The organism is Lutibacter maritimus (genome assembly GCF_900116115.1).
GTDB classification, from domain to species: domain Bacteria; phylum Bacteroidota; class Bacteroidia; order Flavobacteriales; family Flavobacteriaceae; genus Lutibacter; species Lutibacter maritimus.
Genome location: NZ_FOZP01000007.1, coordinates 81,105 through 106,094, shown reverse-complemented (window position 1 = coordinate 106,094; position 24,990 = coordinate 81,105). Strand labels below are relative to the sequence as shown.

Genomic DNA, 24,990 nt, shown 5'->3' with positions numbered 1-24,990 from the left:
TATGGGTGATTTTTCAAAAGAAATAAATTCAACATTCCCAAATGAGAATGTAAAAGCATTGTTGAATATAAAATATACTGCCAATTTTTTAGATACTTTGGGAAATACTTTTTTAAAACCATATAATATTTCAGAACAGCAATATAATATTTTAAGAATTTTAAGAGGAGCTAAAGAAGCAATTACTGTGAGTACGGTAAAAGAGCGAATGATTCAAAAGTCGCCAAATTCTACTCGATTAATGGATAAATTGTGTGATAAAGGATTTATTGAGAGAGTTAGATGTGAAAATGATAGAAGGGTTGTTTATGTTCAAATTAATGAGAAAGGTTTAGCATTGTTAAATGAAATAAATATGGATGAATTTAATAAGTATATCAATAAAATTTCTGAAAAGGAGGCTAAACAATTAAATGAACTTTTAGATAAAATACGTTAATTATGAAAACAAAAGTATTTAAAGCAAATGAAAGAGGAACGGCAGATCATGGATGGTTAAAAGCAAATTTTTCGTTTAGTTTTTCAAATTATTATGATCCAAATAAGATAAATTTTGGTGCACTTAGAGTTTTAAATGATGATATTATTAGTGGTGGAATGGGTTTTGGAACACATCCGCATGATAATATGGAAATTATTACAATTCCTTTAAAAGGTAGTTTAAAACATAAAGATTCTATGAGTAATAAATGGATTGCCATTGAAACAGGTGAAGTTCAAGTAATGTCGGCAGGAAGTGGTTTAATGCATTCTGAAATGAACAATTTACCACACGAAGCTATTAATTTATTTCAAATTTGGATAATTCCTAATAAACAAAATGTAACTCCAAGATATGATCAAAAGAAGTTTGATGCTAATGAAAGAAAAAATAAATTGCAATTATTGGTTTCTTCAATAGATGATGAAGTTAATGATGTTTTAAAAATTCATCAAGATGCTAAAATTTCAAGAATTGATTTAAGTGAAAATGCTGATTTCGACTATCAATTAAAAACCGAAAATCATGGGGTGTATATAATGGTAATTGGTGGTGAAGTTTTAATTGAAAATGAAAATTTAAAAAAGCGTGATGCTATTGGTTTTTATAAAACTAATAGTGTAAAATTTAAAGCTATTAAAAATTCAGAATTACTTTTTGTTGAAGTGCCTATGAATTTTTAAGAAAAGTCTTTTATAATTTGTTGTACTGTTTTTGCAATAGCTTCATTTTCTGCTTTTTTTTGCAACTCAATTGCTTCGCAAACTCTTACTTCACATGATGTAATTGGGCAGCGTTCACATGTAACACCCACTTTTTTTGTTATTATTTGTTCGTCGTTTAAAAAATTTAGTTTACTTATTAGCAAAGGAGAAATTAATAAACCGATGCTAACACTTCTGTTGTGATTTTCTTTAAATGGATCAGGTGTTGCGCTTGAAATAACTAAATATTTTAATTCATTGTCTGGATATTCAGATATTTGAACTCCCGTGGTTACCTCATTTTTCTGTACTTTATTAAGCAAATCTATTGATATCCATCTTCTGCAATAATGCTCATGAGTTTCATTGGCAGTTGGTGGTTGTTGTTGAGTGATGTGTAATTCTTTAGATAATTTATATCGGTTTAAATTATTTTTATTTGTAAAGCGCAAAAAGAATAAATTTTTAAAATGAAAAGTTTTTGGTAGTATATTAGTTAAACGTTGGTAATATGTTTCTGGTGAATCTGTAAACTTATAAATCATATCGTTAAATAATTCGCTATTCCATTTTTCTAATTTAAAAAACTTTTTTAATTGTTTTTCAATAGCATTTTTAGGAATTATTAAAGCTCCAGCAAAGTAAGAAGCTAAAAAATTATTAAGTACCTGATCAAAAGTTTCAAATTTAATCCAAGAAAAAGTGTACAATCTTTCTTTTAGTTTTAAATAATTATAGGCTATTTCTTTAGCGTAAATAAAAGTTTTTTGTGACTCATCAATTGATTTACTTAATAATAATGTTTTTGTTTTAGGAATATAAACACATCTTATTTCATTTAAATTGTTGTAATTTGCTAATCCATTTTCAATGATATTGTAATTAAACTCTTCTACTAAAATTTCTTCTAAATCGCTAGATTTAATTTTTTCCTTTTGATTTATTTGGTATGCTTTAACAAACTTTTCTACACTTTGTTCAATTTCTTCAAAATAATTATTATGTGCCTCTTGGTAAGAACGTAAGGCGGCTAAAAAGAAACTTTCTCTCGATAAGTTATAATTTTGGGCTATTTCAATTAAAGTGCTAATAAATGCGTTAACCTTGGCGGGTGCATTTGAAATAATATCAATTAGATCAGCTTCCTGAATTCCAAACAAATCTAAAGGAATTTCTTTTAAAATTTTAGATTGTAATATTTCACCTAAAGGCGCTAAATTTTTATCTAATTTCAAAGAAACTAAATTATCATAAGGAACATCCAATACTTGAGATAGCAACGCAATTTTATCGGTTTTTGGATATTTTTTTCCTTTCTCAATCTCATTAAGGTATGATTTTGAGATATTTGTAAGTTTAGAAAGCCCAAATAAAGACAAATGTTTTTCTGTTCTAATTTGCTTTAACTTCAATCCAAAGATTAATCGAATGTACTCTTCTTCTATATTCATAAAACAAATGTATGTTTTTTAGCGAAATAATAAAAATATATTATTTTTTGATAAATAGCGAACGTTCGCTTGTTTTGTAAAAAACTTTTTTCTATGTTTGTCAGTATAAAACAATTAAGTCATGGAAAATTTTGATGAAACGGCAATATTAAAATTGTCATTTGCTCAAGGAGTAAAAAATTATTACAATGAAATTTTAACAAACGAGGCATTAGATTTTTTAGTACAGTTACACGAAAAATTTAATGGTAAAAGGTTAGACCTTTTAGAGAGAAGAAACCAACAACAAAAAGTTTTTGATAATGGAAATTTTCCAACTTTTCCTTCCGAAACTAAAAAAATTAGAGAAGGTAATTGGGTAGCAGCTGCGCTACCAAATGATTTGTTAGATAGAAGAGTTGAAATTACTGGTCCTGTAGAAAGAAAAATGGTTATTAATGCTTTAAATTCTGGCGCAAAAGTTTTTATGGCAGATTTTGAAGATAGTAATTCGCCTTCATGGAAAAATAATATGGAAGGTCAGCAAAATTTAATAGATGCCATAAATAAAACAATTTCTTTTACAAATGAAAATGGAAAAGACTATCAATTACAAGATACCACAGCAACGTTATTGGTAAGACCACGAGGATTGCATTTAAATGAAAAACATATTTTAATAAATGGTGAAGAAATTTCAGGCTCATTGGTAGATTTTGGTTTGTACTTTTTTCATAATGCAAAACAATTGATTAAAAATGGTTCGGGGCCATATTTTTACTTACCAAAATTAGAGCATTATACAGAAGCACGTTGGTGGAATGAAGTTTTTGTTTTTGCTCAAAACCATTTAAATATTTCGCAAGGAACTATTAAAGCAACGGTTTTAATTGAAACAATTACAGCAAGCTTCCAAATAGATGAGATTATTTATGAACTAAAAGAGCACATGGCAGGTTTAAATTGTGGTCGTTGGGATTATATTTTTTCTTATATCAAAAAATTTAGAAATCATAATAATTTTGTAGTTCCAGACAGAGATCAGGTTACAATGGCATCACCTTTTATGGAAGCTTATTCTTTACGCGTTATTCAACGTTGTCATAAGCGAAATGTTCACGCAATTGGTGGAATGGCAGCTCAAATTCCTGTAAAAAATGATGAAGAAGCTAATAGAATTGCCTATGAAAAAGTACTTGCAGATAAAGAGCGAGAAGCAAAAAATGGACATGACGGTACTTGGGTTGCGCACCCTGGCTTAGTAAGTGTTGCTATGGAAGTTTTTAATAAATATATGCCTGATAAAAATCAAATTAATAACAAAAGAAATGATTTAAATATCACAGAAACTCAATTAGTAGAACAGCCAATAGGAACAATTACTGAAAATGGAATTCGTAAAAATATAAATGTTGGAATTCTTTATATGGAATCTTGGCTCTCAGGAAATGGCGCTGCAGCTTTATATAATTTAATGGAAGATGCTGCTACTGCCGAAATCTCTAGAACTCAATTATGGCAATGGCTTCATAATAATTCAAAATTAGAAGATGGAAGAACTTTTAATATAGAATTATATATTGAATTGTTAGAAAGCGAAATTGAAATAATAAAACGAATGATAGGTAAAGAAAGTTTTGAAAAAGGAAAATTTAAATTGGCAATAGAACTATTTGACTCAATGGTAATATCTGAAGAATTTCAAGAATTTTTAACCTTAAAAGCATATAAGTATATATAAAAAAATCACCCAAAAACCGCGAAATTAAAGGGTGACTTAATAGTTAATTATAAAAATTAAATACAAACCAAAATTATGAAAACTAATGAAAGAATCCAACAATTAATTACAGATTGGGAAACAAACGTAAGGTGGAAAGGAATTAAAAGACCATATACTGCTGCTGAAGTAGTTAAACTGCAAGGTTCCTATCAAATTGAGCATTCAATTGCAAGAAGAGGTGCAGAAATCTTATGGAAAAGATTAAATAGTCAAGATTTTGTTGCTGGTTTAGGTGCTTTAACCGGAAATCAAGCAATACAAGAAGTTGAAGCTGGTTTAGAAGCTATTTACTTAAGTGGTTGGCAAGTTGCAGCTGATGCTAATTTGGCAGGGGAAATGTATCCAGATCAGTCTTTGTATCCTGCTAATAGTGTTCCTTCAGTTGTAAAAAAAATAAATAATGCATTGTTGCGCAGAGATCAAATTCAGTGTGTAAATAATGAAGCACAAAAAATTGATTATTTAGTACCAATTGTTGCAGATGCTGAAGCTGGTTTTGGAGGAAACTTAAATGCTTTTGAATTAATGAAAGCAATGATTGCTGCTGGAGCTGCTGGTGTGCATTTTGAAGATCAACTATCTTCAGCAAAAAAATGTGGACATTTAGGCGGAAAAGTTTTAGTCCCAACACAAGAGGCAATTAATAAATTAATTGCAGCACGTTTAGCTGCAGACGTTTGTGGTGTGCCGTCAGTAATTGTGGCAAGAACAGATGCTGATGCAGCAAATTTAATTACTAGTGACATTGACCCAAGAGATCATAAATTTATTACCGGAGAGCGTAGTTCTGAAGGGTTTTTTTATGTGAATAATGGAATTAAACAAGGTATTGACAGAGGTTTAGCTTATGCACCTTATGCCGATTTAATTTGGATGGAAACTTCAAATCCTGATTTGGAGTTTGCTAGAGAATTTGCAGAAGGAATTCACGCTAAATACCCAGGAAAAATGTTAGCATATAACTGTTCTCCATCATTTAATTGGGCAGCTAAACTTTCAGTTTCTGAAATGGAAACTTTTAGAGAAGATTTGGCAGCAATGGGTTATAAATTTCAGTTTATTACGTTGGCAGGTTTCCATGCTTTAAATACAAGTATGTTTGAGCTTTCTAAAGCATATAAAGAAAGAGGCATGGCTGGATATTCAGAATTACAAGAAAGAGAATTTGAGTTGCAAAAAAAAGGTTTTAAAGCTGTAAAACATCAAGGATTTGTTGGGACTACTTATTTTGATGCTATTCAAAATTCTGTTACCAGTGGAACAGCATCAACTGTAGCTATGAAAAATTCTACAGAAGTAGCTCAATTTTAAGATTATAAATTACTTTTAAGTTAAACGCTTTCCTATAGAAAGCGTTTTTTTTTATTATAAACAATAAATTACGATATTTGTAGGCTGCTTATTTCTTAAAGTAGTATATTAACATTAACAAATATATAAAATGAATAAAAATACTGTATTAGCTTGGGCTACAGCCATTATGATTATAGTTGGAATTATTTTAATTGCACTTGGTGCATTTAGGTATAATGATATTGCAGGTTGGGGATTTGCTTCAGTTGGAATTGGCTTTTTTGCCATTGCTTGGGTTTTTAATGCCTTAAAAGGTAGAGTGTAACTTACAAAAATAAAAATGTAAATTTTTGAAAATTAATAGTTTAAAATAAAAATATATAAAGTCATATGTCAGATGATAAGAAAGTAATCTTTTCAATGTCTGGTTTAACAAAAACCTATCAAGGTGCTAATAAACCGGTTTTAAAAGATATTTATTTAAGCTTTTTTTATGGAGCTAAAATTGGTATTTTAGGTTTAAATGGTTCAGGAAAATCAACTTTGTTGAAAATTATTTCTGGAATTGAAAAAAATTATCAGGGCGATGTTGTTTTTGCACCAGGCTATTCTGTTGGTTATTTATCGCAAGAACCGGAGTTAGATGATTCTAAAACGGTTATGGATATTGTAAAAGAAGGTGTTGCAGAAACCGTTGCAATTTTAGATGAATACAACAAAATAAACGATATGTTCGGTTTAGAAGAAGTGTATTCTGATGCTGATAAAATGGATAAGCTAATGGCTCAACAAGCCATTCTACAAGATAAAATAGATGCTTCAAATGCTTGGGAATTAGATACAAAGCTTGAAATTGCTATGGATGCGTTACGTACCCCAGATGGCGACACACCAATTAAGCATTTATCTGGTGGTGAGCGTAGAAGAGTTGCATTATGCAGATTGTTATTGCAAGAGCCAGATGTTTTATTATTAGATGAGCCAACAAACCATTTAGATGCAGAATCTGTACATTGGTTAGAGCATCATTTACAACAATATAAAGGAACCGTAATTGCAGTAACACACGATAGATATTTCTTAGATAATGTGGCTGGTTGGATTTTAGAATTAGATAGAGGTGAAGGTATTCCTTGGAAAGGAAATTACTCATCTTGGTTAGATCAAAAATCAAAACGTTTAGCACAAGAATCTAAAGTAGCTTCAAAACGCCAAAAAACATTAGAACGTGAGTTAGAATGGGTGCGTATGGCACCAAAAGGTCGTCATGCAAAATCTAAAGCACGTTTAGCGAATTACGATAAATTATTAAGTCAAGATCAAAATCAACTAGATGAAAAGTTAGAAATTTATATTCCTAACGGACCACGTTTAGGAACCAATGTTATTGAAGCTAAAGGAGTTTCAAAAGCATTTGGTGATAAATTATTGTATGAAGATTTAAACTTTAATTTACCACAAGCAGGAATAGTTGGTGTTATTGGTCCAAACGGAGCAGGAAAAACAACTATCTTTAAAATGATAATGAATGAATTACAACCTGATAAGGGCGAATTTAAAGTAGGTGAAACTGCTAAAATTGCCTATGTAGATCAAAGTCATTCAAATATTGATCCTGAGAAAACAATTTGGCAAAACTTTGCTGATGAACAAGAATTAATTTTAATGGGAGGTAAACAAGTAAACTCTCGTGCTTATTTAAGTCGTTTTAACTTTTCAGGAAGTGATCAAAATAAAAAAGTGAATACACTTTCTGGTGGTGAGCGTAACCGTTTACACTTAGCAATGACATTGCGTGAAGAAGGTAACGTACTATTATTAGATGAGCCAACAAACGATTTAGATGTAAATACATTGCGTGCATTAGAAGAAGGTTTAGAGAATTTTGCAGGTTGTGCCGTTGTAATTAGTCACGACCGTTGGTTTTTAGACAGAATTTGTACACATATTTTAGCTTTTGAAGGAGATTCTCAAGTATATTTCTTTGAAGGTTCTTTTACAGATTATGAAGAAAATAAGAAAAAACGTTTAGGTGGCGATTTAATGCCAAAACGTATTAAGTATAAAAAGTTGGTTAGGTAATATTTAAAGGGTTGTTTAATTAAACAACCCTTTAAATATTAATTACTAAATTGTACTATATTATTGGCAATTTCCTCTACTTGAGATAAAAATAAATTATTACATTTAATTAAATCTTCATCAGTATTACCAAAATCTAATGAATATTTTAATTCTTTTTTAATACTAGAATTTTCAATTATTATTTGAATATCCAAAGAATTTTTGGAAATATTTCTATTTTCATTTAAAGTTACTACAGTTCTAAAGCCTGATAGGTTTTTTAAATTTTCTTCAATTTTAATTGCAAATTCACGATGATTCGGATTACAAATATCTTTCATTGAAGCTTCTACTTGTCTTGCCTCATTTATTTTATCCGTGAAATCAAAAATTTGAATATTGTTCTTTTTAATTAATTCAGCAATAATATATCCAGCGTAACTTGTACTGTTGCCGTTAATTTTAATAGAATTTTTATAGGTAGTTTGTCCAATTACCATTGTGTTTGAAAAAAATAGTATAATGAATGTGAAAATTAAGGAATATTGAATTTTTCTGACTTTTATTAAGCTTTTCATAATTTAATTTTATTGTCTATTAATTTTAATTTTTAAAAACTGACAGATTTCTCTTTTTCGCGAAGTTTTTAATTACTTGTGATAATTCAGGTTCTAAAATTTTCACCTTATCTACGTCGATGAAATCTATAAATGAAAGTGTTTTTGCAAATACAATTTCACCTGTTTCATTATAAATAACCCTTAAATTAAATGTGTTTTTTATTTTATCGCGTGTAAAACTACCAAGAATATAAAAACCTGCAATAGTAATTTTACCAGCTTCTACTCTTGCAGCAGGATCAGCTAATTCTGAGCTTCCCAAATTTATTTCTCCTAATAGTTTTTCTAGTAATGCTCTTTCAACAATTCTGAGGTTATTATCCATAAGATTATATTTTATCTCTTCCATATAAACAGAACTATTGTTTTCACCCTGTGTTATTTTTTTACCAGACATTGTTGTAAATGTTTCTAAATCAATAGTGGCGGCATTGGGTTGTTCAAAAAATGCAATACCTAAAGCATCTTCTTTTTTTTCTATGAATGTACCATCCCAATACACATTAAAATAAAAATAGGAGCCATACTTTTGAGTTAGTTTTTCTTTTAAATAGTCTTGCTTAATGTTTTTAAATAAAAATTCTTTTGAAAAATTGCGTTTAGGGCATTTTTCGTCTACAGAGTATTTATAGTTACTTACTGTTAATGTTGTGTTTTCATTTGGTTTAAATAAATAAGGAACCACATTATCTTTCAGATTTCTTCCAAATTCAAATCCTTTGCTCACATGAAGATTTTTATACTCATATGTATAACTATATTCGTAGTTGTAATCACAAACACTCATTGGATGTGCTTTTACATTTTTAGTTTCTTTTTGACAAACTGTAATACTTCCCATATTTTTTTCTGTATCAATGCTTCCAGATATTGATATTTCAGTTATTAAATCATAAATTTCCTCCTTAAATACGCCACTAAAACTTCCATTATTATTGAAATGAATTGGAGTGTTTTTAAGTTGAGTATAAATATCTCCAGAAACATTTTCATATGTTGTATTTGAGTCTCGTCTGTCATCCACCAAGTGATCTTCACTTAGAAATTGATCTATAAGAATAGGAACATTTATTGTCCCTGAAATATAGTTGGTGTTTTTTATTTCTTGGCCAATAGTTAGGTTATAAAATAAAACCAATAGTATAACATATTTTGTTTTCATAAGTAGAAAAATTTAAAACCCCAGTCATAATCCTGGGGTTTAATTATTGAATTTAAATACTTTTAGTTAACTCTAAAATCTTCTCTTTTATTGGATTTAAAATTTTAGCAGCTTGTTTTTTAGACATTGGTAATGGACTATCAGCCCAATGATTATTTGTATAATATTGCCTGTTTATAATTGAGATAGTTAATTTATTTGGTTCAACATCCACTTTAAAAACAAACCTATTTTTCACCATTAATGAGGTATATGTATAAAAACTACTTTCGGTAGAAGTTTCATTATTCCAAATATGCATTGGCGGTAATTTTAAATCTTTAAAAGTTTGGTTGATAGCATTTCTTGCAATTTCGGGTTCAAGATTTAAAATTTCAATGGTCGTATATTCTTGAGCAGCTATTTTAAAATTAATCAGAAAAAGCACAAATGTTGTGATTATAAAAAACTTTTTCATCACTTTAAAAATTTGTTACTTGAATAAACCAATCGCCATTTACCTTTATTAATGACGCATGTTCTTTATCAGTATCGCCATTTTTATAATGAACTGTAAAATCTACTTTGGCAGATGTTCCATCATCATTAATTTTTTCTTCATCAATGGTAATTGTATCTAAACCACCTTTTTTTTCATATTCTTTAGATCCCATTCCAATTAATCCTTCTATTTTTTTTGCTTCATCTTCAGATAATTGTTCGCCGTCTTTTGTAACATACATTTTGGCAACTTTTTCAAAATCTTGACTTTTCATTTTTTCATAAAGTGAAATCACTGCTTTTCCAGGTGAATTTGAGCTAGTTCCACTACAAGAATAAAATCCAATAAATGAAAATACTGTTAAAATGGCTACGTAAATTGCTGATTTTTTCATAATAAATTTGTTTTAAAAATTAAATAATTTTGTTAAAAATAGGGGCTTTTGTAAATTCGGAAGGAAGTATAATTGGTTGTTTTCCAATTATGTAATTAAATTCTTTTGGTTGTATTTTTAATGGAATTCCAGCATTTTTAAATGCTTTAAAAATTAGCTCAGTACAATACAGTTTTGTGTTTGTTGTTAAATCAAAATGAGTATCAAAAGTGCATTTTTTATCATAAAAAAGCTGTGCTTCAATTGTAACTTTTTGCATTGCTTCTTCATTAAAATTTGCTCTGTACACAGCATATTTTGATGCATTTTTTGAACTTAAAAAAACGTTTAATTTATCTTTTTTTATAAGATGGTTTTTATGTGGTACAGCATGAATTACAAAAGGAACTTGGTTTTCTATGCTTATAATACCAATGTGTGAAAATTCGGTTTTTGAATCGGCTAAAATTACAGCATAACTTTCTGTTGATTTTCCACAACGTAAAATTAAATCGCCATTTTTTAGATGTAAATTTTTTGGAATTTCTATAGAATTATAATTGTTGAAAAAATGCAACATAAATACTGCACCCAGTATATATATAATTCCAAAAAGCAGTAATAAACATTTCTTAATCATTGTTTAAATTTGAATTAAACTTAGATGAAATGGGGTGTTAAATAGTTTATTAAAGTTAAAAACTAATTATTGAGCGTTTATTATCAAATCGTAAAAATAGTTCTCAAATCGTAAAAACTATATCCAAAAACAATCAATAAAATCAGTTAGTATATGAAAAAGTAATCCAATGGCAATAATTCTTGTTTTGGATGAAAATAAAAGCAAAAAATAAAAAAAGATGGCATAATAGGAGTGAAGTGGGTGAAAATTAATGCTGCATCTTGTTGCATCAAAAATTGGGGTTGCTAATAAATGGTCTAAATCTATAAGCATTGTTAGTATAAAAATTAGCCATACTTTTTTCCAACGTTTTCTAAAAAAAATATAGGCAATAATTCCCGGAACTAAAAAATGCATTCCGTAATGTGATATAAATTGAAAGGTTTCCAATTAAATTTGAAGTGTTTGTTTTATTAAATAATTTTCTGCACTTGGACCTTCCATAAAGATTAAGTCTAAAATACTTAAATTAGAAATAAAACCGTTGGTATCAAAAACTTGTGTGTATTTATCTAATTTAAGAGGATCTTTTGATACATTTGCTAGATTTCTAAAGTCATTTCCATCAAATTCTTTTTCATATTCCATAGATTTAGAAAAAGGAATATCAAGTTGTAAAGCTTCCATTACAAAGTTGTGACAACTAAAATTTAAATCTAAAAGGAAATTATATTTTTTATTAATTATAGGTAACAAATCATCTATATAAAATTCAAAAAAAGGTGAGGAATTATAGGCAGTTTTTAACGTTTTTAAAAAATGTTTATGCCAATCATCTTTATAATCAATTTTTACATCTTTTGTTTTTATTTTTATGTTTTTGCTGTGCTGCACAGGCACATTTATTAGTTGTTTTCCGTTTGATGTATTAATATAACATCTATTTCTATATGTTTGTTTTTGAAAGTTATCTTCAATTTCAAACATTAATTCAGAAGCCTGTAGAGTGGCTATATATTGAATTATTGGAGAAAAAAATGTAGGTTGAAGTAACGTCATTATAGTTGAAGCTTGAAATAATTAGGAATTTAATTGAAATTAGATTCCTAATTATTAAATTATATGAAGATAATTTATTCTTCTTTATTTTTACGTTTTTTAAAAGAACTGTAACCAAACCAAAGTAGTAAAGCACCTAAAAAATAATATAAATAAGATACAGGTTCACCAGTACCATGAACAGTGGTAAAAACGCGTTCCCAACGAATTTTGTTTGCAATTCCTTCAGCGTTGCTATCCCAACTAAACCAAATAAAAACTGGTTTTCCAACAATGTGATCAAAAGGTACATAACCCCAATAACGTGCATCTTCAGAATTGTGACGGTTATCTCCCATCATCCAATAATAGTTTTGTTTAAAAGTATAGGTTTTTGCTAATTTTCCGTTGATATAAATTTCATCACCATTGGTGGTTAAATCATTATTTTCATAAACTTCGATAATTCGCTTGTAAAATGGTAGTGTTTTTGAATTTATTTCAACAGTTTTTCCAGCTTCAGGAATATAAATTGGGCCGTAATTATCTATAGACCAAGCATATTGCTCATTATGTGGAAAAATTGATTTGTTATAATTTCCTTTTGGTTCAACTAATTTTGTAACGCTTTTAACTATTGGGTTTTTACTAAGTTTTGCAGCATTTTCATCGGTTAAATTTAACATATAAAAATCTCCTTGAAAATGTCCTTCAGTAACATTATATCTGCTTAAAGTAGTACCATTTAATTGTTGTCCGTTGGTAACCACTTTATGCATATATTGTGTTTTTGCTCGGTCTGGTAAAACTGTTTTTTCTCCATTAATAAAAATGTATCCATCTTTAATTTCAAGTGAATCACCAGGAATTCCAACACAACGTTTTACATAATTAGATTTTTTATCAATAGGTTTATCTATGTGAATATTAGAATGATCTCTAAAAAAACGAACAGTATCTACAGGCCAATTAAAAACAACAATTTCGTTTCTTTTTATATTTTCAAACCCAGGAATTCTGAAATATGGAAGTTGAGGTTTGTTTAAGTATGATTTCATTTTTGTTAAAGGCAACGAGTCATGTACCATAGGTGCAGCAACTGTTGTCATTGGAGTTCTTGCACCATAATGAAATTTACTTACAAAAAGAAAATCACCAATTAGTAACGATTTTTCTAATGAAGAAGTAGGAATTGTATAAGGCTGCATAAAGTAAGTATGCACAATTGTTGCAGCAATTATAGCAAAAACTATTGAACTTACCCATTCACCTAATTCAGTTCTAGATTTTAAACTTCTATCTTCTACATATGTTACGTTTTCAACATAATTTAAATAGTAAATATAAAAACCTAATGTAAGTACTGCTAAAAATGAATCAATGGTTTTGTATTTTCCAAAACTTCTAACAGTTTCAACCCAAATTACAGGAAACATTAATAGATTTATAATTGGAATAAATAATAAAACAATCCACCAACTAGGGCGTTTTATTATTTTCATTAGTATAATTCCATTATAAATTGGAACTATTGCTTCCCAAGGTTTTCTGCCTGCTTTTACATATAATTTCCAAGTTCCTAAAAAGTGGATTACCTGAATTATTAAGAAAAATATGAACCATTCAATCATTGTCATAATTACTAAATTTTTATTAAATACCTAAAACGTCTTTCATTGTAAATACACCTTTTTTATCTACCAACCATTCAGCTGCAATAACCGCTCCTAAAGCAAAACCATCTCTGCTATGCGCTGTGTGTTTGATATCAATAGTATCTACATCTGATTTATATTCAACGGAGTGTGTTCCAGGAACATCATCAATACGTTTTGCAACTATAGGTATTTCAGTAGTGTTATTTGTTACAGTTAATGCCCAACTTTCTTTGTCAGAATTTTTTATAATTCCTTCAGCCAAAGTAATTGCCGTACCACTTGGAGCATCTAATTTTTTTGTATGATGAATTTCTTCCATAGAAATTTGATATTGTTTTAAATTGCGCATCATTTTAGCTAAATACTCATTAAGTTCAAAAAAAATGTTTACGCCTAAACTAAAATTTGATGCATAAATAAAACCGCCATTTTTTTGTTGACAAAGTTCTTTAGCATTATTAAACTTATTTAACCAACCAGTTGTTCCGCTAACCACAGGAACATTGTTATTTAAACAGTTTGAAATGTTGTTAAATGCAACTACTGGAATACTAAAGTCTATTGCAATATCAGCTTTATTAATATCATAACTTTCGGTGTTTTCATCAACTTTTAAAACAATAGTATGACCGCGTTGTAAAGCAATTTGTTCAATTGTTTTTCCCATCCTTCCGTAACCTAAAAGTGCTATTTTCATTCTTAAAAATTAAAATTAATTGAGGCACCAACAATGGATTTATTAGTGACCGAATTTTGAATTATTTGTGGAGAAAAAGATAAATTATCATCAACATTATGTTGTAATAAATGTGCGTTTGTACTTGCTTCAATAATTTGTAAGAAATATATACCTATGGTAACAAGTAATGATAAATCTCTATCTTTTTTATAACTTTTTTGAGCTCTAATTAAAGCATCATCTGATAATAAAATATTTCCATTTGTACCATCAAACTCATCTGGTTTATCATTTATTCTCAATTTGTAGGCTGTTCTTGCTCTGTTATAATTTTTATTGTTTGAATCGTAAAAATATATCCCAGTACCAATGGCTCCATATACAAAAGGAATTTTCCAATACTTTTTGTTATATGCCTGACCTAATCCTGGTAAAATTGCTGAATAAAAAGCAGCTTTGGCTGGTGATAAAGGGTTGAAGTCATTTGTGTTAAAAATAGTATCTTTTATTTTTAAGCCTAAATTTTCTTCTTGAGAATAACTTTTAAAGGCGAAAATTAAAACAACAACAACTTGTATGTAAAAACACTTTTTCAACACTATTCTAATAATTTTTTTATACGATTAAAATCTTCTTCAGAGTGAAAAGGAATTAAAATTTTTCCTTTATCAACGCCTGAAAGTTTAACGTCAATTTTATGTCCAAAGTATGCGCTAAATGTTTTTAATCCTTTTGAAATAAATTCTGGATTATCTTTTTGTTTTGTTGGGTTAGAAATAATTTTTACAGGTGTTTCTTTACCATCTTTAACTAACTGTTCAGTTTGACGAACAGAGAGTTTTTCTTCAATTATTTTTTCGTAAATTTTTAATTGTTCTTCAGGATCTTCAACATTTATTAAAGCTCTACCATGTCCCATTGATAAAAATCCATCACGCATTCCTGTTTGAATAATTGGATCTAATTTTAGTAATCGTAAATAATTGCTAATTGTAGAACGTTTTTTTCCAACACGAACACTCATTTCTTCTTGCGTTAAATCTATTTCATCAATTAATCGTTGGTAAGTTAGTGCAACTTCAATTGGATCTAAATCTTTACGTTGTATATTTTCAACCAAAGCCATTTCCAACATTTCTTGGTCATTGGCAAGTCTAATATATGCAGGAATTGTTTTATTTCCTATTAGTTTTGAGGCTCTAAATCTGCGTTCACCAGATACTAGTTGAAATTTATTGCCTTCAAATTTACGAACTGTAATGGGTTGTATAACACCAAGCTCTTTAATTGAACTGGCTAATTCTCTTAAAGCTTCTTCATTAAAATAACTTCTTGGTTGATATGGGTTTACTTCTATAGAGTCTAATTCAATTTCAAGAATATTTCCTACTAATTTATCAGCAAATTTATCTTCTGCAGAATTTATATCTGAATTTGTTTCTTTTAATAAGGCAGATAATCCTCTTCCAAGTGCTTGTTTTTTAATTGCCTTTGCCATTTTTATTTAGTTTTAAAATTTCGTTTGCTAAGTTAATATAATTTACAGCGCCTTTACTTGTAGCGTCGTAAGAGATAATACTTTCACCAAAACTTGGTGCTTCACTTAGCCTCACATTTCTTTGAATTACGGTTTTAAATACCATATCTTGAAAATGTTTATTTACTTCTTCAACAACTTGGTTTGAAAGACGTAAACGTGAATCATACATGGTTAATAATAATCCTTCAATATCTAAATTTGGATTGTGTATTTTTTGAACACTTTTTATGGTGTTTAATAATTTTCCTAAACCTTCTAGTGCATAATATTCGCACTGAATTGGAATAATAACAGAATCTGCTGCAACTAATGAGTTTAATGTTATTAAACCTAATGATGGCGCACAGTCAATTAAAATAAAATCGTAATCATCTTTAATGTCTTTCAACATTTCTTTCAACATTGATTCACGATTTTTTTTATCAACCAATTCAATTTCAATAGCTACTAAATCAATATGTGCAGGAATAAGGTCAACATTTGGAGAATTTGTTGGTGTTGCGGCTTCTCTTGCAGTAGTAGCATGCTCTAATAATTGGTAGGTTCCAATTTCAACCTCATCAACATTAATACCTAATCCTGATGAAGCATTTGCTTGTGGATCAGCATCAATTAACAACACTTTTTTTTCTAAAACACCAAGTGCTGCAGCTAAATTTACTGTTGTTGTAGTTTTGCCAACACCACCTTTTTGATTGGCAATTGCAATAATTTTTCCCATTGAAGATTATCAAGTTATTTTAAGTTGTAAAAATACAATTATTTATGGTTAATAAAAGCTAATAATGTTAACAAAGAGATAAAAAAAAGAGGTTAATTTTTTTAACCTCTTTTTTTATTTTTATTTTTTAAATGGTATGTTTTCCAATATGGTGAGTAAAAATTTCCAAAACTTTTGAGCTGATTTTATGTGTGCTCTTTCATCTGGAGAATGTGCTCCTTGTATTGTTGGACCGAATGAAATCATATCCATTTCTGGATAATTAGTTCCTAAAATTCCACATTCTAAACCAGCGTGACAGGCTACAATATTAGCTTTGCTCTCAAACAATTTTTCATAGGTTTCACTTAAAACTTTTAAAATTGGAGAGTTTACATTTGGTTTCCAGCCTGGGTATGAACCAGATAATGTAACTTTAAATCCGCTTAATTCAAAAGTTGCTTTTAAAGTGTTTGCTAAATCAAATTTAGAGCTTTCAACAGATGAACGTGTTAAGCATAAAATTTTAATCAATTCATCTTTTACTATTACACGTGCAATATTGTTTGAAGTTTCTACTAAACCTTCCATATCATTACTCATTCTATACACTCCATTATGCAATGCATATAAGGTTTTTAGTAAGGTGTTTTGGCTGATTGAAGTCATTACTTTTTTTGGAACAGTTGTTTCAACAAAAGTAATTTCAAGGTTGGGATCTATTGTTTTAAGTTCAGATTTTATTTCTTTAGCAATTTTATTGATCACTTTTAAAAATTGATCTTTATAAAGTTCTTTTACAGATACAATTGCAAAACTTTCTCTTGGAATAGCATTTCTTAAACTTCCCCCATTTATTTCAGAAACTCTCACAAATTCCTGAGATCCAAATAAAAGGCGATTCATGATTTTATTTGCATTTCCTAAACCTTTATGAATATCCATTCCTGAATGTCCTCCATTTAAACCTGTAACAGAAATTGTAATCCCTACACTATTACTTGGCGAATTTACTGCGTTGTATGGGTTTTGAGCAGTTATATCAATTCCTCCAGCGCAACCTATGTCAATTTCATCATCTTCTTCTGTATCTAAATTTAATAATATTTCACCATTTAAATATCCAGCTTGTAAGCCCATTGCTCCGGTCATTCCAGTTTCTTCATCAATAGTAAATAAAGCTTCAATTGCTGGATGTTGAATGTTTTTAGATTCTAAAACACTCATTATAGCAGCAACTCCTAAACCATTGTCTGCACCTAAAGTTGTGCCTTCAGCTTTAACCCATTCACCATCAATAATCATTTTAATACCTTCAGTGTCAAAATCAAAATTAGTTGTAGCATTTTTTTGATGAACCATATCTAAATGCGATTGTAATACTACAGTTTTTCTGCTTTCCATACCTTTTGAAGCAGGTTTTTTTATAATTACATTCCCAACAGGATCGATAATGGTTTCTAAGTTTAATTTTTTTCCAAAGTCAGCCATAAATTGGATTACTTTGTCTTCTTTTTTAGACCCTCTTGGCACTTCATTTAAATTGGCGAAATTGTTCCAAAGTTCTTTCGGTTCAAGGGTTCTTATTGCTTTATTCATAATTAGTTTTGATATTTTTTGGTTTGTATTTTTATGAAATGTTAATAATCATTTCATTCAGTGGTTTTCTTACTTTTTTTAGCGTGCTCATAATATCATCATTGGCTCTAATTCCAACTGGTAATAATAAAACGGATGATAAATTTAAGGATTTTAAATTTAAAAGTTCATCAACTTTTTGAGGAATAAAACCTTCTAGCGGACAAGCATCAATATTTTCAACAGCACAAACGGTCATTAAATTGCCTAAAGCAATATATGCTTGATAAACGGCTGATAATTTTCGTTCTTCAGCGGTTTTGTTTGCATACATTTCAATTAATTGCTTTCTAAAATTTGCAATTACTGTTTCATCAACGTTTCGTATTTCTTTTTCTAAATCAAAATATGCATTTATGTCTTTTGTAGTGGTGTCATTTTCAACACAAATAATTAAAAGGTGAGAAGCATCTGCAACTTGACGTTGAAAATAGGAAAGCTCAATAAATTTTTCTTGTAACTCTTTATTTTCAATTACTATTAATTTTAACGGTTGTAATCCAAAAGATGTTGGTGTTAAATTAAATGCGTTTTTTAAAGTGTCTATTTGTTGATTTGATAATTTTTTAGCTGGATCAAACTTTTTTGTTGCATATCTCCATTCTAAACTATTAATTATTTTCATTATATATAATTTAATAACACAAAATTACTTCAAATTTATTGAAAATTAGGTAACATTTGAATTCAATTTTAAAATATCAAGGTTAATTTTTATATTTATAAAGTAAATAAATGCTATGAAAGAAAATTTACTTCATTTTATATGGAAACTTAAATTGTTTTCAGTCAATAATTTGTGCTCTACATTGGGTGAAAAGATTCAAATTATTAGTGTAGGAACTGAAAATTTTAACTCAGGACCAGATTTTTTAAACTCAAAAATTGAGATTAACGGTCAACTTTGGGCCGGAAATGTTGAAATTCATTTAAATTCATCAGACTGGTATGTTCATCAACATGAAATAGATGAAAACTACGATTCTGTTATTTTACATGTAGTTTGGAATCATGATATTGATGTTTTTAGAAAGAATAACAACCCAATTTCAACACTTGAATTAAAAGAGTTTGTATCTGTAGAATTATTAGATAATTATAAACAGCTATTTAATAAAAAGAAACATTGGATTAATTGTGAAAACTCTATTGAAACTGTTGGTTCATTTACCATTAAAAATTGGATTGAACGTTTGTATTTTGAACGATTAGAACAAAAAGCCAACTATTTTCAGGAAGTTTTAAATACAACAAATAACAATTGGGAAGCAACATTATTTGTGTTATTAGCCAAAAATTTTGGATTAAAAATTAATGCAGATGCATTTTTAAATACAGCGTTGTCTTTTGATTTTTCTATTTTAAGAAAGGTTGCACACAACCAATATCAGTTAGAAGCTTTGTTGTTTGGACAAGCCGGATTATTGGGTGAAAATATTGAAAACGAATATTTTAAACAATTACAAAGTGACTATAATTATTTAAAAGTAAAATTTAAATTAGTTTCAATTTCAAAAAATGAAATTCAATTTTTTAGATTGCGTCCAAATAATTTTCCTACTATTCGTTTATCACAGTTAGCATCATTATATTATAAATTTCAAAATTTATTTTCTAAAATTATTGAAATTGAACATTTAGTTGATTTTTATGCGATTTTTAATGTTTCAACTTCTCAATTTTGGGAAACACATTATACGTTTAACAAAGAATCTAAAAAGAGCACAAAAAAACTCACAAAATCATTTATTGATTTGTTGCTAATAAACACAATAATTCCTTTAAAATTTATGTATTTAAAAGCTTTAGGAGCAACAGATTATACTTCGGTAATTTCACTCATTGAGCAATTAAAGCCTGAAAAGAATACAATAATTTCTAAGTTTAATGAGTTGATAATAAAAAGTAACAATGCCTTTGAAACTCAGGCATTGTTACAACTTAAAAATGAGTATTGTAGCAAACAATTGTGTTTGCAATGTGCTATTGGAAAAGAATTGTTGAAACCTTAATTTTTTGGATACCAATCTCTTAATCGAACATCAATAGTGTTGTTTTTAGAATTTACTAATTTTTTAAATGCTTCAACATCACTGAAACCTTCTGTGCCTCTATAATGGTATGGATACACAATTTTAGGTTGAAACTCTAAAACAGCACTTGCAGCTTGTTCAATTGTCATTGTATACGGTAAATTCATACAAACAAAAGCAACATCAATATTTTGAAGATTTCTCATTTCTGGAATATCTTCTGTATCACCCGAAATATAAATTTGTAAATTATCAATAGTTAAAACATAACCGTTTCCTCTCCCTTTTGGATGTTTTTTACTTGGCGGATTTTCTGGTAAATTATACATTGGCAAGGCTTTTATAAAAAAATCTAAACGATGTACACCTTTTCCGTTTTCTAATACAGAAATTTTAGATTTATATTTTGCTGAAATTTGATTTTGAACCGCTTTTGGAGCAATAAATATTGCTTTAGAAGTATTAATAGAATCTAATGTTTTTTCATCTAAATGATCACCGTGAATATCTGTAATTAATACAATATCAGGATTTTTTAGATTTTTGTAACCATTGAAACCTCCGTAAGGATCTACATAAATTGTTTTATTATTGTATGTTAAGACCAAACTTCCGTGTAAAATGGGTTGAATTTTTAATACGCCATTTGCTGTTTTAATTTCATCAATAGCTGGTTTTTGAGAAAAACCAAATAAGCTAATAAATAATAAAAGTACTGTTGATATAATTTTTGTGTTCATAAATTAATTAAAAAATGTGTTGTTAAATATACTATTAATTTAATTACTGCTATTTTTGTGCCACATTTTTTAATTATGAAAGCAGCTATAAAATTTCCTTCACCATATTCTGTCTTAATTATTGCAATTATAATAAGTGCTATTGCAACATGGTTGCTTCCTGCGGGAAAATATAGTACACTTCAATATGAAAAATCATCGAATGAATTTATTATAAGCTCATCTGAAAATCAGGAACGCTTTACAGCAACTCAAAAATTATTAGATGAAAAAAATATAGTTATTTCTTTAGATAAATTTAAAGAAGGAAAAATTAAAAAACCAATTTCAATCCCAGGAACCTATAAAAATGTGGAAGCAAAACCTCAAGGTTTTTTTGAAATTTTGTTTGCACCAATTAAAGGAATTTATGAAGCAATAGATATTATATTATTTGTTTTAATAATTGGAGGATTTATTGGTGTATTTAACAGTTCTGGAGCTTTTAATGATGGTGTTGGTTTTTTAGCTCATAGATTAAAAGGGAGAGAAAGTATTTTAATAATTATAGTAACAACACTTATTGCTTTTGGCGGAACAACCTTTGGTTTAGCGGAAGAAACATTAGCATTTTATCCAATTTTAGTTCCAGTTTTTTTAGCTGCAGGATACGATTTAATTGTTCCAGTTGCTGTAATTTATATTGGTTCATCTATTGGTACAATGGCATCAACAGTAAATCCATTTTCAACAATTATTGCGTCAGATGCTGCTGGTGTAAATTGGACCGTTGGTATTTATAGCAGGTTGGTAATGCTGGTTTTAGGTTTAATCATTTGTATTTGGTATGTAATGCGTTATGCAAATAAAATTAAAAAAGACCCTACAAAATCATTATTGTATAACACAAAACTTGAAAATCCTTTTGTATCAAATGTAGAAGTTTCACCAAAATCTAAATTAAGCACAGTTACTAAAGGCTTGTTGAGTTTGTTTGCATTAACATTTATTGTAATGATTTATGGTGTTTCTGTTTTAGGATGGTGGTTTCAAGAAATGACAGCTTTATTTTTAGTGGCTGCAATTTTAATTGGAATTTTACAAAGAGTTGGTGAACAAAATTTTATCAAAGAATTTATAAATGGAGCAAAAGATTTATTAGGAGTTTCATTTATAATTGGAATTGCCCGAGGTGTAACTTTTATACTAAGTGAAGGTCAAATTTCTGATACCATTTTGTTTTACGCAACAAATTTGGTGGAAGGAATGCCTCCAACATTATTTTTACCAATATTAATGGTTGTGTTTTTTGTGTTAACTTTATTTATTTCCTCATCATCAGGTTTGGCAGTTGTTACTATGCCAATTATGAGTTCTTTAGCGCCAGTAGTTGGTGTTCCGCCAGAAGAAATTGTAAATACATATTTGTTTGGTATGGGATTAATGAGTTTTATTACGCCAACAGGTTTAATTTTACCATCATTAGCAATGGTAAATGTAAATTACAATATTTGGCTAAAATTTATATGGCCACTTTTGGTAATTTTAGGCATTTTAGCTTTTGTAATTTTATGGGGAGGCTTATTATTTTAAATTTTATAATAGTCTTTTACCCAAGCAACCATTTGGTTTTCTGTTAACTGTTCAGATTTAAATACACCCAAAAGTTTTGGAGCCAAGAGCATATTATTTTTAATTTCTTTTTTTAGTATTTTTTTCATTTTTGAAGGCCCAAATATTACAAAAGAATCGCAATTTGTTATTTCTTTTAATAATTTTTTGATGAATTCGCTGGTTTGAGACATTTGTTTATTTTCTCTGTGCTTTTCATAAGAAATATATTGTCCACCAAACCTCCCAAATTTTTTAGATTCCCCTTCAACTCGCTCTCTAAATTCAATATTAGATTCAATGGTTTTAATTGTGTGCTTGTGGTTTGATAATTTAATGATGAAGGCTTGTTTAGAGTCTATCCATATTCCAATATTTTTTTTCATAATCAGAAAAATTTAAATTGATGAAACAAAGGGGCAATAAGTTTGGTTGGATGTTGATATAAAGTTACAAAAAAAAAGAAGTAAAAAATAAAAGCTGTAACAAAAAAGTTACAGCTTTTAAAAATAATTAAATTGATTGAATTTTAATTTATCTAAAAACAATATTTGTTTTCAGCAATTACCTTAGCAGCAATTACTTTTCTAAGTGCAATTGGGTTTGGGTTGTTAGTGTATTTTGTAAAACGTTTTAATCCCATTAACAACATACGTTGTTCATCTCCTTCAGCAAAATAAACAATAGCTTCTTTACCCATTGTTGCTGTTTTTTCAACGGCATTAAATAGGTTTAGTTTTGCCATAGCAATTTGGCATTCCGCTTCAGTTTCTGAAGTTAATTTAGCAACTTTTTCTGCTTTTAAAATAGCAGATTCAGCCATATAAATTTCAATCATAACTTCAGCGGCAGCTAAAACTAATTGTTGGTGATTTTCTAAATCCATTCCATAAGTTTGAACTGCTTTTCCTGCAATCATTAAAAAAGCTTTCTTTAATTTTGCAATCATTTCTTTTTCTTCTGATAATAAAAGAGCATAATCTGGCGTATCAAAAGAAGGTATTCCTAACAAACTATTTCCAACTTCCATAGCTGGAGTTAATAAATCAATTTCGCCTTTCATTGCTTTTTTTAGCAACATTCCAACAGTTAAAAGTCTATTTATTTCGTTTGTTCCTTCATAAATTCTAGTAATTCTAGCATCTCTCCAAGCACTTTCCATAGGTGTGTCTTTTGAGAATCCCATTCCACCAAAAATTTGAATTCCTTCATCTGAAACAAATTGAGAAACTTCTGATCCAAATACTTTTATAATTGCACATTCAATTGCATATTCTTGAAATGCTTCTAATTCTGCATCTTGGTGCGATTTACCTTTTTCTAAACCTGCATCAATCATATTTTGAATGTCTTTTGCAGCTCTATAACAACCAGCGTCAATGGTAAAAGTTTTGGCACTCATATCTGCATATTTCTTTTGAATTGCTCCAAAATTAGAAATGGCAGTTTTAAATTGTTTACGTTCGTTACCGTAATTTACTGACTCTGTAATAATTCTTCTACTTGCATCTAAACACGCAGCACCTAATTTTATACGACCAACATTTAAAGAGTTCATGGCAATTTTAAATCCTTTTCCTCTTTCGGATAACATATTTTCTACAGGGATTAAAGTGTCACTAAAAAATACCTGACGTGTTGATGAAGATGTAATTCCTAATTTTTTTTCTTCTTCACCTAAAGTTACACCATTCGGATTGTTTTTATCAAATTCCATGATAAATGCAGTGATGTTTTTATCATCTTGAATACGAGCAAATACAATAAAAATTTCAGCAAAACCTGCGTTTGATATCCACATTTTTTGACCATTAATTTTGTAATGTTTACCGTCAGCAGTTAATTCAGCAGTTGTTTTTCCTGAATTAGCATCACTTCCTGCTCCTGGTTCAGTTAAACAATACGCGCCAAATTTTTGACCTGATGTTAATAATGGTAAATATTTTTGTTTTTGCTCTTCAGTTCCGTATAAAAATATTGGCATTGTACCAATTCCGGTGTGTGCGCCAAATGCTGTTCCTAATGATCCAGTTGCTGATGAAATATAATCAGTTACTAACATTGTAGAAACAAAACCCATTCCAATTCCTCCGTATTGTTCAGGAATTGATACACCTAAAAAGCCCATTTCTCCAGCTTTACGCATAACTTCTTCAGTTAATGCATAATCTTTATTTTCAAAACGTTCTTTTTGAGGCCAAACTTCACGGTCAATAAATTCGATAACCGCGTCTTTCATCATTTTTTGTTCTTCAGTAAACTCTTCAGATACAAATATGTCTTCTGCTTTAATTTCTTTGATTAGGAATTCTCCTCCTTTAATTGCTGCCATTATTTTAATAGGTTTATATTTTTAATATT

Annotated in this window: 26 protein-coding genes; 8 read left to right on the top strand and 18 right to left on the bottom strand. The window is 28.8% G+C overall.

Going from position 1 to position 24,990, the window contains the following annotated elements; translation table 11 throughout:
• Position 1: 1 nt before the first annotated feature.
• Positions 2–439, top strand: a complete 438-nt coding sequence (locus BM335_RS12180) for a MarR family winged helix-turn-helix transcriptional regulator (RefSeq protein WP_090228144.1) — start codon at positions 2–4, stop codon at positions 437–439.
• Positions 440–441: 2 nt separating this feature from the next.
• The gene (locus tag BM335_RS12175; RefSeq protein WP_090228140.1) at positions 442–1,164 is read left to right on the top strand and encodes a pirin family protein; all 723 of its coding nucleotides are present in this window, start codon (positions 442–444) and stop codon (positions 1,162–1,164) included.
• On the opposite strand, the gene BM335_RS12170 is transcribed toward BM335_RS12175, so the two are convergent.
• Positions 1,161–2,630, bottom strand: a complete 1,470-nt coding sequence (locus tag BM335_RS12170; RefSeq protein ID WP_090228550.1) for a helix-turn-helix domain-containing protein — start codon at positions 2,628–2,630, stop codon at positions 1,161–1,163. The genes BM335_RS12175 and BM335_RS12170 overlap by 4 nt on opposite strands.
• Positions 2,631–2,757: 127 nt before the next feature.
• Between BM335_RS12170 and aceB the strand changes: the two genes are divergently transcribed.
• The 4 genes from aceB (at position 2,758) to ettA (ending at position 7,773) form a co-directional block, all read left to right on the top strand.
• Complete coding sequence (aceB, locus tag BM335_RS12165) at positions 2,758–4,356, top strand: malate synthase A (RefSeq protein ID WP_090228136.1); 1,599 nt, start codon at positions 2,758–2,760, stop codon at positions 4,354–4,356.
• 75 nt (positions 4,357–4,431) lie between these two features.
• A complete protein-coding gene (aceA, locus tag BM335_RS12160) occupies positions 4,432–5,709 on the top strand; it encodes an isocitrate lyase (protein WP_090228131.1) in 1,278 nt (425 codons plus the stop codon).
• A 130-nt stretch (positions 5,710–5,839) separates the two neighbouring features.
• On the top strand, positions 5,840–6,016 hold the full coding sequence (locus tag BM335_RS15760; RefSeq protein WP_090228127.1) for a CAL67264 family membrane protein: 177 nt from the start codon (positions 5,840–5,842) through the stop codon (positions 6,014–6,016).
• Positions 6,017–6,081: 65 nt separating this feature from the next.
• Positions 6,082–7,773, top strand: a complete 1,692-nt coding sequence (ettA, locus tag BM335_RS12150) for an energy-dependent translational throttle protein EttA (protein ID WP_090228123.1) — start codon at positions 6,082–6,084, stop codon at positions 7,771–7,773.
• A 38-nt stretch (positions 7,774–7,811) separates the two neighbouring features.
• Here ettA and BM335_RS12145 read toward each other — a convergent pair whose 3' ends face one another.
• The 14 genes from BM335_RS12145 to BM335_RS12080 form a co-directional block, all read right to left on the bottom strand.
• On the bottom strand, positions 7,812–8,333 hold the full coding sequence (locus BM335_RS12145; RefSeq protein ID WP_143102423.1) for a hypothetical protein: 522 nt from the start codon (positions 8,331–8,333) through the stop codon (positions 7,812–7,814).
• A 25-nt stretch (positions 8,334–8,358) separates the two neighbouring features.
• Positions 8,359–9,537, bottom strand: coding sequence for a hypothetical protein (locus BM335_RS12140; RefSeq protein WP_090228112.1), 1,179 nt, complete (start codon positions 9,535–9,537; stop codon positions 8,359–8,361).
• Positions 9,538–9,589: 52 nt separating this feature from the next.
• Positions 9,590–9,994, bottom strand: a complete 405-nt coding sequence (locus BM335_RS12135; RefSeq protein ID WP_090228108.1) for a hypothetical protein — start codon at positions 9,992–9,994, stop codon at positions 9,590–9,592.
• A 4-nt stretch (positions 9,995–9,998) separates the two neighbouring features.
• A complete protein-coding gene (locus BM335_RS12130; protein WP_090228104.1) occupies positions 9,999–10,412 on the bottom strand; it encodes a DUF4878 domain-containing protein in 414 nt (137 codons plus the stop codon).
• Between the two features lie 19 nt (positions 10,413–10,431).
• Complete coding sequence (locus tag BM335_RS12125; RefSeq protein ID WP_090228100.1) at positions 10,432–11,031, bottom strand: YiiX/YebB-like N1pC/P60 family cysteine hydrolase; 600 nt, start codon at positions 11,029–11,031, stop codon at positions 10,432–10,434.
• A 117-nt stretch (positions 11,032–11,148) separates the two neighbouring features.
• Positions 11,149–11,463, bottom strand: a complete 315-nt coding sequence (locus BM335_RS15920; RefSeq protein ID WP_262493867.1) for a DUF6122 family protein — start codon at positions 11,461–11,463, stop codon at positions 11,149–11,151.
• Positions 11,464–12,072 (bottom strand): WbqC family protein, encoded by a 609-nt coding sequence (locus tag BM335_RS12115; RefSeq protein ID WP_090228097.1) that lies wholly within the window; start codon positions 12,070–12,072, stop codon positions 11,464–11,466.
• Between the two features lie 74 nt (positions 12,073–12,146).
• Positions 12,147–13,688, bottom strand: coding sequence for a signal peptidase I (gene lepB, locus BM335_RS12110; RefSeq protein ID WP_090228093.1), 1,542 nt, complete (start codon positions 13,686–13,688; stop codon positions 12,147–12,149).
• Positions 13,689–13,704: 16 nt separating this feature from the next.
• Positions 13,705–14,406, bottom strand: coding sequence for a 4-hydroxy-tetrahydrodipicolinate reductase (dapB, locus tag BM335_RS12105; RefSeq protein ID WP_090228088.1), 702 nt, complete (start codon positions 14,404–14,406; stop codon positions 13,705–13,707).
• 2 nt (positions 14,407–14,408) lie between these two features.
• Entirely contained in the window at positions 14,409–14,987 is a 579-nt protein-coding gene (locus BM335_RS12100; RefSeq protein WP_317041038.1) for a DUF5683 domain-containing protein, read from the bottom strand.
• A complete protein-coding gene (locus BM335_RS12095; RefSeq protein WP_090228080.1) occupies positions 14,987–15,886 on the bottom strand; it encodes a ParB/RepB/Spo0J family partition protein in 900 nt (299 codons plus the stop codon). Before BM335_RS12095 ends, BM335_RS12100 begins: the two co-directional genes overlap by 1 nt.
• Positions 15,870–16,649, bottom strand: a complete 780-nt coding sequence (locus BM335_RS12090; protein ID WP_090228075.1) for a ParA family protein — start codon at positions 16,647–16,649, stop codon at positions 15,870–15,872. Before BM335_RS12090 ends, BM335_RS12095 begins: the two co-directional genes overlap by 17 nt.
• Positions 16,650–16,769: 120 nt before the next feature.
• A complete protein-coding gene (locus tag BM335_RS12085; protein WP_090228071.1) occupies positions 16,770–18,227 on the bottom strand; it encodes an aminoacyl-histidine dipeptidase in 1,458 nt (485 codons plus the stop codon).
• A gap of 31 nt (positions 18,228–18,258) precedes the next feature.
• Positions 18,259–18,891, bottom strand: coding sequence for an NAD(P)H-dependent oxidoreductase (locus BM335_RS12080; protein ID WP_090228069.1), 633 nt, complete (start codon positions 18,889–18,891; stop codon positions 18,259–18,261).
• A 115-nt stretch (positions 18,892–19,006) separates the two neighbouring features.
• Here BM335_RS12080 and BM335_RS12075 point away from each other — a divergent pair, with 115 nt between their 5' ends.
• Entirely contained in the window at positions 19,007–20,278 is a 1,272-nt protein-coding gene (locus tag BM335_RS12075; protein WP_090228064.1) for a DUF2851 family protein, read from the top strand.
• Here the strand turns inward: BM335_RS12075 and BM335_RS12070 are convergent.
• Positions 20,275–21,039, bottom strand: a complete 765-nt coding sequence (locus tag BM335_RS12070; protein WP_090228061.1) for an MBL fold metallo-hydrolase — start codon at positions 21,037–21,039, stop codon at positions 20,275–20,277. The two genes, BM335_RS12075 and BM335_RS12070, sit on opposite strands and share 4 nt — an antisense overlap.
• Before the next feature lie 75 nt (positions 21,040–21,114).
• Here BM335_RS12070 and BM335_RS12065 point away from each other — a divergent pair, with 75 nt between their 5' ends.
• Positions 21,115–22,611: a YfcC family protein gene (locus BM335_RS12065; RefSeq protein ID WP_090228056.1), complete on the top strand. Its 1,497-nt coding sequence runs from the start codon at positions 21,115–21,117 to the stop codon at positions 22,609–22,611.
• Here the strand turns inward: BM335_RS12065 and BM335_RS12060 are convergent.
• Positions 22,608–23,015 (bottom strand): hypothetical protein, encoded by a 408-nt coding sequence (locus BM335_RS12060; protein WP_090228053.1) that lies wholly within the window; start codon positions 23,013–23,015, stop codon positions 22,608–22,610. The genes BM335_RS12065 and BM335_RS12060 overlap by 4 nt on opposite strands.
• 152 nt (positions 23,016–23,167) lie before the next feature.
• Positions 23,168–24,961, bottom strand: a complete 1,794-nt coding sequence (locus BM335_RS12055) for an acyl-CoA dehydrogenase family protein (protein ID WP_090228048.1) — start codon at positions 24,959–24,961, stop codon at positions 23,168–23,170.
• Between the last annotated feature and the right edge of the window lie 29 nt (positions 24,962–24,990).

Bases quoted from the DNA above. Each gene is read 5' to 3' on its own strand.
- BM335_RS12130 (WP_090228104.1), bottom strand. From the start codon at position 10,412: ATGAAAAAATCAGCAATTTACGTAGCCATTTTAACAGTATTTTCATTT.
- BM335_RS12115 (WP_090228097.1), bottom strand. From the start codon at position 12,072: ATGACGTTACTTCAACCTACATTTTTTTCTCCAATAATTCAATATATA.
- BM335_RS12065 (WP_090228056.1), top strand. From the start codon at position 21,115: ATGAAAGCAGCTATAAAATTTCCTTCACCATATTCTGTCTTAATTATT.
- BM335_RS12090 (WP_090228075.1), bottom strand. From the start codon at position 16,649: ATGGGAAAAATTATTGCAATTGCCAATCAAAAAGGTGGTGTTGGCAAA.
- BM335_RS12175 (WP_090228140.1), top strand. From the start codon at position 442: ATGAAAACAAAAGTATTTAAAGCAAATGAAAGAGGAACGGCAGATCAT.
- BM335_RS12125 (WP_090228100.1), bottom strand. From the start codon at position 11,031: ATGATTAAGAAATGTTTATTACTGCTTTTTGGAATTATATATATACTG.
- BM335_RS15760 (WP_090228127.1), top strand. From the start codon at position 5,840: ATGAATAAAAATACTGTATTAGCTTGGGCTACAGCCATTATGATTATA.
- BM335_RS12145 (WP_143102423.1), bottom strand. From the start codon at position 8,333: ATGAAAAGCTTAATAAAAGTCAGAAAAATTCAATATTCCTTAATTTTC.
- BM335_RS12135 (WP_090228108.1), bottom strand. From the start codon at position 9,994: ATGAAAAAGTTTTTTATAATCACAACATTTGTGCTTTTTCTGATTAAT.
- ettA (WP_090228123.1), top strand. From the start codon at position 6,082: ATGTCAGATGATAAGAAAGTAATCTTTTCAATGTCTGGTTTAACAAAA.
- BM335_RS12075 (WP_090228064.1), top strand. From the start codon at position 19,007: ATGAAAGAAAATTTACTTCATTTTATATGGAAACTTAAATTGTTTTCA.
- BM335_RS12085 (WP_090228071.1), bottom strand. From the start codon at position 18,227: ATGAATAAAGCAATAAGAACCCTTGAACCGAAAGAACTTTGGAACAAT.
- BM335_RS12070 (WP_090228061.1), bottom strand. From the start codon at position 21,039: ATGAACACAAAAATTATATCAACAGTACTTTTATTATTTATTAGCTTA.
- BM335_RS12180 (WP_090228144.1), top strand. From the start codon at position 2: ATGGGTGATTTTTCAAAAGAAATAAATTCAACATTCCCAAATGAGAAT.
- BM335_RS12055 (WP_090228048.1), bottom strand. From the start codon at position 24,961: ATGGCAGCAATTAAAGGAGGAGAATTCCTAATCAAAGAAATTAAAGCA.
- BM335_RS12095 (WP_090228080.1), bottom strand. From the start codon at position 15,886: ATGGCAAAGGCAATTAAAAAACAAGCACTTGGAAGAGGATTATCTGCC.
- lepB (WP_090228093.1), bottom strand. From the start codon at position 13,688: ATGACAATGATTGAATGGTTCATATTTTTCTTAATAATTCAGGTAATC.
- aceA (WP_090228131.1), top strand. From the start codon at position 4,432: ATGAAAACTAATGAAAGAATCCAACAATTAATTACAGATTGGGAAACA.
- BM335_RS12140 (WP_090228112.1), bottom strand. From the start codon at position 9,537: ATGAAAACAAAATATGTTATACTATTGGTTTTATTTTATAACCTAACT.
- aceB (WP_090228136.1), top strand. From the start codon at position 2,758: ATGGAAAATTTTGATGAAACGGCAATATTAAAATTGTCATTTGCTCAA.
- BM335_RS12060 (WP_090228053.1), bottom strand. From the start codon at position 23,015: ATGAAAAAAAATATTGGAATATGGATAGACTCTAAACAAGCCTTCATC.
- BM335_RS12080 (WP_090228069.1), bottom strand. From the start codon at position 18,891: ATGAAAATAATTAATAGTTTAGAATGGAGATATGCAACAAAAAAGTTT.
- dapB (WP_090228088.1), bottom strand. From the start codon at position 14,406: ATGAAAATAGCACTTTTAGGTTACGGAAGGATGGGAAAAACAATTGAA.